This window comes from Candidatus Parvarchaeota archaeon (genome assembly GCA_016866895.1).
GTDB lineage: Archaea > Micrarchaeota > Micrarchaeia > Anstonellales > VGKX01 > VGKX01.
Genome location: VGKX01000018.1, coordinates 1 through 12,051 on the forward strand (window position 1 = coordinate 1; position 12,051 = coordinate 12,051).

Annotated in this window: 9 protein-coding genes; 7 read left to right on the forward strand and 2 right to left on the reverse strand. The window is 48.1% G+C overall.

Annotated elements, in window-relative coordinates; translation table 11 throughout:
- Positions 1 to 320 precede the first annotated feature (320 nt).
- On the reverse strand, positions 321 to 1,361 hold the full coding sequence (gap, locus tag FJZ26_01400; GenBank protein MBM3229061.1) for a type I glyceraldehyde-3-phosphate dehydrogenase: 1,041 nt from the start codon (positions 1,359 to 1,361) through the stop codon (positions 321 to 323).
- Between the two features lie 156 nt (positions 1,362 to 1,517).
- On the opposite strand from gap, the gene pgk reads away from it, so the two are divergent.
- Positions 1,518 to 2,774, forward strand: a complete 1,257-nt coding sequence (gene pgk, locus FJZ26_01405) for a phosphoglycerate kinase (protein MBM3229062.1) — start codon at positions 1,518 to 1,520, stop codon at positions 2,772 to 2,774.
- A 73-nt stretch (positions 2,775 to 2,847) separates the two neighbouring features.
- Here the strand turns inward: pgk and FJZ26_01410 are convergent, their stop codons facing one another.
- Complete coding sequence (locus tag FJZ26_01410; protein ID MBM3229063.1) at positions 2,848 to 3,474, reverse strand: hypothetical protein; 627 nt, start codon at positions 3,472 to 3,474, stop codon at positions 2,848 to 2,850.
- 216 nt (positions 3,475 to 3,690) lie between these two features.
- Between FJZ26_01410 and FJZ26_01415 the strand changes: the two genes are divergently transcribed.
- The 6 genes from FJZ26_01415 to FJZ26_01440 form a co-directional block, all read left to right on the forward strand.
- Positions 3,691 to 5,982 (forward strand): hypothetical protein, encoded by a 2,292-nt coding sequence (locus FJZ26_01415; GenBank protein MBM3229064.1) that lies wholly within the window; start codon positions 3,691 to 3,693, stop codon positions 5,980 to 5,982.
- A 10-nt stretch (positions 5,983 to 5,992) separates the two neighbouring features.
- Complete coding sequence (locus tag FJZ26_01420) at positions 5,993 to 8,587, forward strand: hypothetical protein (protein ID MBM3229065.1); 2,595 nt, start codon at positions 5,993 to 5,995, stop codon at positions 8,585 to 8,587.
- 104 nt (positions 8,588 to 8,691) lie between these two features.
- Complete coding sequence (locus FJZ26_01425; GenBank protein MBM3229066.1) at positions 8,692 to 10,431, forward strand: hypothetical protein; 1,740 nt, start codon at positions 8,692 to 8,694, stop codon at positions 10,429 to 10,431.
- Between the two features lie 97 nt (positions 10,432 to 10,528).
- Positions 10,529 to 11,227 carry a hypothetical protein gene (locus tag FJZ26_01430; GenBank protein MBM3229067.1) on the forward strand — a complete coding sequence of 233 codons (699 nt, stop codon included), beginning with the start codon at positions 10,529 to 10,531 and terminating at the stop codon, positions 11,225 to 11,227.
- A 91-nt stretch (positions 11,228 to 11,318) separates the two neighbouring features.
- On the forward strand, positions 11,319 to 11,528 hold the full coding sequence (locus tag FJZ26_01435) for a hypothetical protein (GenBank protein ID MBM3229068.1): 210 nt from the start codon (positions 11,319 to 11,321) through the stop codon (positions 11,526 to 11,528).
- Positions 11,529 to 11,570: 42 nt separating this feature from the next.
- Positions 11,571 to 12,051 (forward strand): hypothetical protein (locus FJZ26_01440; protein MBM3229069.1); only part of this gene is annotated, 481 nt, incomplete at its 3' end.

Consider the following 12,051-nt stretch of genomic DNA (forward strand, 5'->3'; position numbering starts at 1 on the left):
TATGATGCCTCCGACCACGTGATTGACGTTGGCGAAGTGGTTGGAGTCAGAAAACAAGAGGAATTTGAAGCCCAAAGCGGCGAGGCGGCAGGAAAAGGCGCCGGCAAAAAAGGCGAGGAGAGCGACAACGGGAAAGTTGCAGCGACTGAGACGGACGCGTCTGCCGAGGAGAAAAAGGCAGCAAAACCCGAGGAAAAAAAGCCGGAGGACAGGGAGAAAAAGACAAGGGTGCTTGTTGAGGCTGATGACGAGCTTGTCGGGTTTGAAAAGCCCTAGGGTTTGCAGATGCCAAAGATGCTAGAGGACACTTGACTTAAGGCCTAGAGGATTTTTTCCAGTGCATCCACAAGCCGATTTGTGTAGCCCCACTCGTTGTCATACCAGGTGAGCACCTTGACGCTGTTTCCAATCACATAGGTGCAGCCAGCGTCCACTATACCTGAGTGAGGGTCGCCAATTACATCAGAAGAAACGATTGGGTCTTGCGTATAGCCAAGTATGCCTTTCAAAGGCGGCTTTTCTGATGCTTCCTTAAGTAGGGAATTTACCTCGTCTTTTGTAGTCTGCTTGCCCACAATCACAGTCAGGTCATTGATTGAGCCTGTAATGACTGGCACGCGAAGCGACAGGCCGTCAAGTTTTCCCTTCAAGTCAGGTATTACCTCGCCAATGGCTTTGGCAGCGCCTGTTGATGTTGGGATGATGTTTGCTGCGCTTGCCCTGGTTCTTCGCAAGTCCTTGTGGAAATCGTCAAGCACCTTCTGGTCGTTTGTGTAGGCATGGCATGTTGTCATGAAGCCTGATTTTATTTCCAGGTTGTCATGCAGGACTTTTGCAACTGGCGCAAGGCAGTTTGTCGTGCAGGAGGCAAGCGAGATGATTTTATGCTCGGATTTTTTGTACATTTTGTCGTTTACCCCGGGCACTATTGTGACATCTGGGTTTTTTGCAGGGGCCGAAATCAGGACTTTTTTTGCGCCAGCAGTCAGGTGCTTTGTTGCCCCGTCGCGGTCTGTGAATGCGCCTGTTGCTTCAAGGACAACTTCAACCCCAAGGCTTTTCCAGGGCAGCGCCAGAGGGTCGCGGGAGGATATTATGGGTATTGTCAAGCCGTCAACTAAAAGCGAATTGCCCGAGTCGGGGCTTGCACTTGGAGGCGTTGAGCCGAGTGTGAGTCCGACTTGCCCCCCAAACCTTCCGTGAGTGGAGTCGTACTTGAAAAGATGCGCAACCGCTTTTGGGTCGTGAGTATCGTTGATTGCAACAACATCCAGCTTTTTTCCAAGAAGTTTTTTTTCAGCAATGACGCGCAGGGCAAGCCTGCCAATCCTTCCAAACCCGCTAATGGCGATTTTCATCATAAACACCCCGAATTATATCAAGCCGGCATTTGCATTTGCAGTAATGATTTACAAGCAAAGCAAGTTTAATACTTTTGCGCACCAACGATAAATGGGGTTTGCGCCACAGGCTTGCGTAACCTTGCTTGCCAATGCCTGCGCATTGTATATTATTGTATGTCTATGCAGTCCGAGGCCATTTCAGTTTTGGGTGTTTTTATGATTACGATGAATGATGTGAATTTTGAAAACAAGCGCGTGTTTGTGCGCATAGACATCAACTGCCCCGTGGACAAGAAAACAATGGCAATACAAGAAAGCGACAGGCTTGTGCAGCATGCAAAAACCGTAAGGGAGCTTTCCGACAAGGGGGCAAAAGTCGTGGTTCTTGGGCACCAGGGCAGGCAGGGAGATTATGATTTTTTGCACCTGGAGCAGCATGCGCGTCTTCTTGAAAAGCATGTCGGAAAGCCGGTTACATATATCGCCGACGTGTGCGGAACTTCGGCAAAGGCTGCGATTGGCGCGCTATATGGCGGCCAGATAATTCTTCTTGACAATGTGCGGATGGTTGAGGATGAGACAAAATACAAGTCAGTTCAGGATGCGAAAAATTCACAGATAGTAAAGGAGCTTTTCGAATTTTGCGACATATTCGTGCTTGACGGCTTTTCTGTTTCCCACAGGCCGCATGCCTCGGTCGTAGGCTTTTTTGAAAAGACGGTGGTGGCGGGGCGCGTGATGCAGGCCGAGCTTGAGGCGCTTGACAGGGTGTACTCTGGGAAAAAGCCGGTTGTATTTGTCATGGGCGGGGCAAAGCCTGAAGATTCGATTGGGATAATGGAAAAGTTCCTGGCAGAAGGCAAAGCCGATGCGATTATTGCCTGCGGAGTGCTTGGAAACCTGATGATAAAGTCGTGGCTGCCGCCTGACAAAAACCTCGGGTTTGCAACTGAAAGCTATTTGAAGGAAATCGGTGCTGCTGCGCATGTTGGCCTAGCCCGCGAGCTTTTGGCACAATACGGGGAAAAAATACTGCTGCCACAGGATGTTGCATACCTGGTTGGCCAGTCAAGAATTGAGTGCAAGACTGAAATGCTTCCGTGCAACGGGCCCATTATGGACATTGGCCTTGCCTCTGCAAAGAAATTTGCAGAAATTCTGCTTGGCGCAGGGACGATTGTAATCAACGGCCCGGCTGGAGTCTACGAGCAGGCTGCTTTTGAAGGCGGGACGCGGATAATCCTTGATGCCATTGAAAAAAGCAAGGCATTTAGCCTGGCTGGCGGCGGGCACACAATCGCGGCAATTGAAAAGTTCGGGGTGGACAGGTCAAAAATAGGCCACATAAGCTTGTCAGGAAAAGCCCTGATTTCCTACCTTGCAGGCGAAAAGCTTGCTGGCGTGGAACTTGTAAGAAACGCCAAACAATAGGGCCTGTCTTGTTACTATGTTTTAATTTTCCTTGCCGTTTTCCCAGTTCTTTTCTTATCTTCATTGGCATTTTCTACTCTTCTTTTTGCCCAAAGTCGCTGCCATCTTGTGAATCAGGCAGCCTAAAACCATCATTGCCTGTTGGCTTTTGCCACTGCTGCGATGCGAAGTTGCCATTGCCCCCTTGCTGGCTTTGCCTACCAGGTGAAATTGCCATCAGGTAGACTATTGAGATAAAGGCTACCCCAAGCCCAATGGCTGCCTCAGCAAGATACCCTGCAAGCACTGGGACAAAAAAAGCTGCAATGCTTGCAAAAGGAAATTTGATTTTTCTTGCAAGGGCGGCTGCAATCGCACTAAGCATAACAAGGACATGGAACCACAGGTCGCAAAACAGGCCCTTGCCGCCAGTCAGGGTGTTTAGAAATCCCTTGCACGCCCCAAATCCGGCTGCCGCAGATGCTTTTGCCGGGGCAGGGACAATGCAGGTGAAATTGAGGCAAAAGCCCCTGCTGCAATCGGTTGTTTTTGAGCACAAGCCGCTGACTGAGTAGTTGCCAAATTGCGGGACAGTGCACGTTGAATTTATGCAAAAGCCCTCTGCGCACTGCGAGGTTGTCGTGCAGGAAGGCTGGGCACGCGGCATGTTTGCAGTCGCAAGAAAAAATATTGAGGCAATGAAAAGAAGCGAAATTCTCATGGCACCTGTTTGGATTGCTTTGGTTAAATAAATTTGCATTTTGGCTGGGATTTGGATTTTGGAAGGGGAAGTGTGATGTAGTGTCCTTTAGGGGGAGCCTGCCTCGGTGCTCCTCCACCAGCTCAAGCAGATGGCTCCCGCACCGAGGTTCTTCAGTGGGCTGCTAAAAAGTTGCATGCAAAAATCCAGCAATATTATAAAGCTGGCAAGCGTAATATGAGCCCTGAAAATGAAAGGCTGATTGGGAGTGACTGGATGGGCTACAACCGCTTTGTGGAGCAGGAGGAAAAGCCAAGGGAGCAGGTTAGTGCGCAGCTCCAAAGCGCGCTTCAGAAGGTGCAGGACAACACTAATTTTGTTATTGGCGAGCTTGGAAAGCTCAAAGCAGGCCAGAAGCTGGATTTCTACCTTTTGAAAGAGCAAATAGGCTACAGTAGGGGCGGGCAGAGATTTGTTGGTGGCATAATTGAAAGTGTTGGCGAGGCAAGGCAGCTCATTCAAAATGAGACGACAGCGCAAAACAAAGTGGCGCTTGAGGATTTTTCAAAAAGGCTTGAGAACATAGAGGCAGCGATAAAGGATGCTCTGTTCAGGAACAGCGTTGCAACTGTATACAAAAGCAGGGTCGGGGATGAGGAAAACATATTAAAGGCAAAGTCTGAATTGGCGGGATTTGCAGACAGGCTCAATTCTAATTTGCCTTTCCCAATTGAAAGCGCAAGTCTTCAGACAGAGACGCGCATGGGCACGCCTGGGCTGGATTTTGTCCCGACTGTGACTGGGGAAAACGCCCTGACGCAGGTGAAGGAGAGAACGCGGGAGAATTTTGACGTTTCTGTGTTTGTGCCAATGGACTACAGGCGCGACTTTAGGGTAAAGCCGGACGATGAAAAGAAAGCCCGCGAGCTTGTTTATATGCGCGGCATTTCCAACCTGCTGACACTGCATGGGATGGAGCAGCAAACCGCGCAGCAGATTGCAAAAAAGATGCTTGATGGAACGGCGTTAAGCGCATCAGAGTTTGGCGAGGTCAGGCCGATTCTCAAGGAAGTCTACACCAAGCTTGAGCAAAACGGCCAGAAGCTTCAGGTGGTTGGAAAGGCGTCAATGGAAGTCCTCAATCCGGACGTGTACTATTTTAGAGAAGACTTAAGCAACATGGGGGCAGAGGAAAAGAAAGGCTACCTGGCGCAGGTGAAGAAAAATGACAGGAAAGCTTTTGATGAGTATACCGAAATGCTCAGGCTTTATGAAAGGCAGAAGGGGAGCAACGACAGGCTTGCCCTTGAGCGAGCCGCTGTGACTGCAAAGGGGATTGTGGACTTGTACAGGAAGTTCAATGTTGATATAACTGGAATGGTTGAGACAAAGGGGGAGCATGTTGACACAAGCGTGCATGACATGTACGAGATGCTTGCAAAAAACAGCCAGAAAGCGGCAACTGAGCTTCTTGTGTACAACGACAAGGGAGTGCTTGACCTCAAAAAAAGCATCCTGGATTTTGAGAAAACCGGGGCGGGAAGCTTTGGCCAGTTCGTGCTCAACAAGGGCAAGTTCAGGGAAATGAACGCGTTTTTGGCAAGGCACAAGGCAACAGGAAAAAACAGTTATCTTGACTTGAACAGGGGGGCTGAAGTTGGCCTGGTAGCAGATGTCACGCTGCAGCTAAGCACCATTGAAGGCCCAATTGAGGCTTCCAAGGAAGGAAACAGCGTTGACTTTAGGATTGGGCTTTCCGTGAAGGACAACGGGGCGATTGACAGGACTGGGGCGCAGTTTGCAAATAATTTTACTCTCAAGGCATGGCTTGAGGATGAGGCAGGCAACAGGACGGAAATAGGGCAGGATGCCATAAAAAGGCCGCAGCTGGATGGAAAAAGCGGCACTGTGTCATTTAGCACGCCAGGCTCCGGAAGCTATGCCCTGAAGATGCAGGCCAGCTACAAAAACGCATTTGGCGAGACAATCACCACGCCGGAGGCAAGCGTGCAGGTGGTTAGCAAATCAAGTGCAAGGCTTATTGCCCACACGGCGATTGATGACATTGCAAGAATTGGCATAATGACTGCGCGCATAGATTTGGATGCATCCAACAAGCGAACCCTGGAGGCCCCATTGGGGAATATTCACTCAAATCCTAAATTCACTTATGTTATTGCAGAATGGGATGCAAAGGCTGGAACCCTGGAATTATTTGATGAGAGCCACGACCCGGATTCAAAAAGTTTTGCCCAAGCCATAGTTAAAAGTGGCGGGGCGGGCGAGAGAAGGGACGTGGTTTTGGATGGAGTGACAATTGGGCAGGCAGTTACAGACAGAAACGGCAAGGGAGTATACCTGAAGATGGATATTGGGAATCCTATGGTACAGGCAGCGCTTAGGGAAAGAGGCGTCCTGCTTGAGAGAATAGGAGATGAGATGGGGGTTGCAAATATCGATTTGAATAAGTTTAGGGCAGATGCAATCGTTCGGATAGACGCATATTGGGAAAGGCAGGAAGCGCAATAGGTGTTAATAGATGGCTATGATGCAAAAAAGAAGAGAGGAGGACACGCCAGCAGTTGCAATTGGGCTTGAGGCTGCGCAAAAAAAAGCCCTTGAGCTTGCAGAAGCGTTTTCTAAAGCAAATACAAGCGCCCAAACAGCAACGGTCTTGCAGGAAATGGCTAATTATCTGAAAAATGACATTGCAAAACTTTCAGGACAGGAAAAAATGAAGATTTTCTCGGACGTGAAGTTTACAAACCTGTTTTCCAAAGCCAATGAAAAGATTTCAAACTTGGAGCATGCCAATGACCACTCATTGCACGGCAGTTTTTATGGCGCTTCGTTGAGTTTAATGAATGATGTTTTTTCTGACATGTACGCACAAAAGATTGCAACTTTTGATACGAAAAGCCTTGAAGGGCTTGTCAAAAGCGCAGCCGCATGCATAGATTCATTGCAGGTTTCTGTGTATAAACTGCATAAAGAAGGCAAAATTGGAAAATCCGATTTGGAAGAGCTGGTTTCCGGCTCGGATGTGGCTTTACTTGCAAAAAATGCGGTTTTGCCGATTATCAGGAATGAAGCAACCGGCATAAACGATAGTGAAACAGCCAAGTTGTTGGGCAACATATCGCAATTAAAAGATGCCTGCGGGATGCCAAATATTGACCTTGAACTTGGGGACATTGAAAGGATTTACAAGGAGAGGATAACCGACAGCGGGAATTCGGCTAGGATGAGAGTAGCGTATATAAAGCTGATGTTTGCAGCAGACGCGTTTGTTTCTGACAAGGAGTATGTTGCAAAAAAAACTGCGGATTTCTTTGAGAGCATAAAAAGCGAAACCGTGGAAGGCTCCAATCTTGTACAGAAAGCTTGGTCCAACCAGGCTTACAAGGCATGGAGCGCGCAGCTTGTCATAAACGGCTATGCGGATTTGGCGTTTGATGAACTTGAGGCAAGTGTGGGGAAAATGCTTGATTACAAAAAACCTGGGACAGGCACTGAAGCCCATTTGACTTATGTCGGCACTTTGTGGCAAATTATCAAAGATGGGGAAGAAGACAAAAAAGAGGTGGCTGCAAGCGTCCTGATAAGATATGGAAACAGGCTATATGATGAGATGGAGCCGGGACAAAAAGATAACCGGGATGTTGGGATGCTGCTCAAATCGCTTCGCGATGCCATTGAAAGCATAGAAACAAGCAGGGGGATGGCATTGAAAACACCTCCGCTTTACAGGGAAGGGATTACATATAAAACGCTTGCCGAGGACTTAAGAACGAGATTTGAACAGATTAGTGGTGAGGACCACTCGGTGCAGTCCAATATTAGCGGTGATTGGACGGCATTTGACCTTGGCACAACCCCAATAAGAACTGAGCCCACAGTACTTAATAAAACAACCCCGGATGTATTTAGGCAGCTTGAGTCGCCATTTAACATACTTGGCACGCCGCTTTTTGGATTTTACAATAGCAATGACCCCGCAGATGTGAAAAAAATAGAGAATATTGCTGATGAGATAAAAAAAGTCCAGGGAAATCTGATGGCATATATTAAAAGCAAAGACTTGGGGCTTAGCCCAAGCGAAATTTCAATAGGCCTTGGCGGCTTGATAAACTCGCTAAACACGAAAACTTCCAAAACCGACAATTTGCTTAAGGCATTAACAGAAAGCCCGAGCCACCCAGAGGGCGTGTCGATTGGTGAGATAAACGCAATACTGCGGAAGCACGGCGACAGTCCGCAGGCATGGAAATTGCTTTTTGGGTACACGATAGAGGACATAAAAAACAACACCTGGAGAAATGCGCAAGGGGGTTTGTTTTCAGGTTCGACCCTTGCAAAAAACGTTGTGCCAAACATTTTAAAAGAAGGGGGATTTGGGATAAAAATCAAGGAAGTTGAGAGCGTGCAGTCGGTTAAATTTTCAGCAGGTTCGCTTGAGGCTGCAAGGCAATACAGCGAAGCTGTAAAAAATGGGAAAGCATATCAAGCCGGGTTGTTTGCGCCACTTTACATGATTACCGCAACCTATGAGACAGGAACCAAAGATTATGTGATAATGACTGAAAATGAGATAATCGAGCGGATAAAAAGCCCGGACAACATAGAGCGCCTGGGGCTTGAGTATAGCATGCTTTCGCCAGCAGGAGTGGTCCAGCTTGGAGCCATACTTGAGAATGATAAGGCATCTTGGAAAATAGGGCTTGAAACCTACAGGCCGGTTGGGCTTAAGATTGGGGAGCTTGACTTAGGCCTTACAGGCATTTCATCAGAATTGTTTGGCAACAGCGCATTTGTAACTGTGGGCCTTGGAGCAAAGTATAAAGCGATAAAATTCGAGTATAAATCAACTTATGAGGCAAGCGGGGAGAAAAAACATTTGGGTTCGCAGTTTAGCCTGCAGGAACAGGTTGGAAGCGTGATGTTCATGCAGAGTGCCGGAGTCGGGCGGGACAAGGAAGTCAGCCTTAACGTTGGAGCGTATTACACACTCAACGAAAACCTAATGCTTGGATTGCTTGCCACAACTGCAACAAGAACAGATATGCCATCGGATTGGAAGATACGGAATCTTGACAAAGTGACATTGGATTTGAGATGGATGCTGTTCAAGTAGCCTCTGTGGGTCGTAAAATGCGCAAGCTAAAAAAAATAGTTGAACGGCACGAAACGGCAGCCAAAGTGGCACTGATTTTTCCCATTGTTATTTGCTTGTTAACAATGCCTCAATTTGCGCTTAACACTACGGTGTCTAAATTTGACACCGAATTTGTTTACGGTACCCCGATAACATTAAACACGCGGCTTTCTATAGAAGCAACTGTTGGTTTGTCAAGCACAGGCACAAGGATACTTTACAGCCCAAGTGGAAACGCAAACCTGAATGATTTGACTGGCGGGGATGTTGTTTGCCCTGGAAACCTGGTAGGTTCATTTGCTTCAGACTCGAAATGGGCTGCTGACAGTGTTTTTACATCAAAAACTCCGTTCCCGGCCGATGATTGGGATGGCGGTGCAAGGCCAAAGCCGCCGCCAGCATCAAACACATATAATGCACCCATTAAATGGGATCAGGCACTGACAGACGGGATAAATGCAAGTAACCCGATAATAAAAAGTTTTAATCTTATTTTTGATCAGCTGGTTCCGCTCTATGATGAGACAACAAAGTACCACCCATATATAGCCAATATGGGAGTTAACCAGAATGGCAACTCGCCAACAAACTTCTTTTGCAAGGCGGATGCCAAAATACGGGTTGAGCGCGGGGCAATTGGTTTTGAAGACACAGGAAACCCTGAAAGTGTTGGCACGGCAACATTTGCAGCAGCCGGAACAGGAGATTATACTGCCTACTCAAGTGTAAGCAATCTTGTGTGCAGGGCCATTATGAAACTTGAGGAGACTGGCGCCTACACTGAAAAATACAAGTATGAGCCGTATGTTTGGAATCCGCCAACAACTTTCTCAAGCATTTCAATTCTTGTCCGGGACCCGCAAACTATCAGCCCAGACATCATTTCACTGTCCCCGAATCCGTTAAACATAAACCCCGGCCAGACAGTCCCAGTGCAGTTTGTAATAAGGAACAACGGCGACAGCATCCCCATTTCCATTGTGTCTGCATCCCTTGACAACGGCTTTGTGCTCACGCCAGGGGCAAACTGGGGCCAGTCAATCCCGCCGCTTGCAACAGTTGCAAGGGATGCAAGCATTACAGCCCCTGCAGCATTTTTCACAGGCACACTGGCAATAAATATCATGTTCAACTCAAGTGTCTTAAACTGCCAGGGAAACATCCTTTTTGCAAATGACTCGCTTGCAGTCCAGGTCAACCCAACTAGCGGCATTCCAGCGTCTTGCACCCTCAACTCGACAAGCCTTGCACTTGCAAACTATAATGCAAGCAGGGGGTCAAGCTATCCGGTGCAGGCAATTTGCATTAACAATGCAAGTCAGGTTGTTGCCTGCACAAATGCCACAACAAGCATTGGCTGGACAACAACGTTTGACCCTGCAAACGCGGTGATGAACCCGGCACAGACAAACAGCGAGCCGCACGTCTCAAGGCTTGTTGTTGACGCTGCGGCTGCAGTCGAGCTAAACAAGCAAATCAAGGCAATGCACACCACGGGATTTAGCTGCACGCTGCCATCAAATGTGAGCATAGGCGCGAATAGAACGTGCATAATCTATGCGCCGCCTGTGATAGAGCCAAACTACCAGATTGCCCCGTCCGTCACATACGCAGGCACCAGCCCTGCAAGCGCAACATTGGCCTGTGGCAACGGACAGACTGTTGCAATGTCTTGCAGCAGCGGCATCTGCAACCCGATTGGCGGGCAGGGATGCACTTATGCAAACATAGGAAGTTATCTTCTTTCAATGAGCCAGCCTGCAACACCCCAGTGCACAAGAAACGTGCTTGTTGCCTTTGCCTCCTGCAAAAGATACATATAGGGTTTTCTTTTCCCACAAAAAAATAATGCCTTACAATAGCCAAAGGTTATTATACCACGCAACACCTAATTTCTAACACATTTTGTGGGAGAGAATTATGGTTGACTTGCCTTTTTTCAAGGAAGGCGGGCTGAAAAAAAAGAGTGAAGGGGAGGCTCAGGCTTCAGTTGCCTCAGCCAAAAGCATGGAGCAGCAGGAGGCTGGCTTAAGGCACGAGCTTGAAATTTTAAGGCGCATTTTGGCAAGATACGAGCAATACATAGAGGAGCAGGAAACAAAGTCCATAACAGAGCTTAAGACTCTAATCAGGCCACATGACCAAAAAATCGTGGCGCTTTCGCAGGAAATTGAGTCCCAGTTCCACCCCTACATTTTTGAAAACGACTTTTTGGCTGCCTGCGACAGGGCCATTGCCCATGTTTCAAAAATACCCACGGTCCAAATGCCCATCAATTTCTGGCTTTCGTTTGAGGATGTTGAAGCTGCAGGCGCATGCGACGATGTTGGAAAGGCGGTGCTTTTGTGCTCAATGCTGCGCTGCCTTGGAAGCAACGATGCCAGGGTGGGCATCGGGGCATCCAAAAAATCCTATGTGATTTTTTCTTTTGGGCAAAAAGTGTGGCATGTTGATTTGCAAAAAAGCGCAAGAATATTACCAAAGGCAGGGGCAGAAAAAAGCTCATCGGAGTACATGCCTAATTCTGCGCAAGAGCCAAATGAAATGGAAATTGAAGGCGACAGGCTTCTTTACTCTTTCAATGACAGCACATACGAGGATTACACAGAGCAGCCCTAGAAGCTTTGGAAGAGAGCAAAAAACTGCCCCGCTCCCCCGAACCGCACAAAAACATGCCAAAATATAAATATGGGGAGGCGCAAAGCTGATTATGGAGATAAAATCAATTGTCGCACTTGCGCTGTGTTTTGTCCTGCTTTTGTCTTTTGGCTGCACAAACACCAACCCAAACGGGGGGGAAGACCCGCCGCAGCCTCCAAGCCCGCCCAATGGCGGAAACGGAGGAAATGACGGCGGGGGCAGCGGAAATGGGGGAAACGGAGGGGGGGACATACCGCCACCGCCGCCATTGCCTGCTTGAGGGTATCAGTAGCTCTATTCTGGTGTTTGGAGGATTGGAATTATGAATGGGATATTTTTTGGGATTGTGGCAGCAGTTCTGATGCTTTCAAGCGTGGCATTTGGCCAGGCCCTGCAGACGTACGGAGATTACAGTGCCGAGACAGGCAAGTTGACTTTTCAGGTTTTCAAAGGCTGGAATGTTATTCCCCTTATTGACATGGGAAGGCGGGATGGATACACAAACACGTGCGGCTACAGCAATGACAAGGACTTTTCAATCAAGGCCGCGTATTACTTCTCGCCATTGAAAGAGAAGTATTACGGAGTTACTGTCAAGGACGGAAAGACGACAAACACGCCGCCTGAAAGCAATGACGTCTTCACAGGAGAAAAGAACCTGGCATATTACCATGCAATGTATGGCGGCTGGTGGATGTACAGCTCTAAAAACTGCAGGATTGAGACAAAACTTGACACTCAGACTGATTCCCAGGTCAACTTTAAGGCAAGAAACCCCACAATAAAAAAAGGCTGGAACTTTT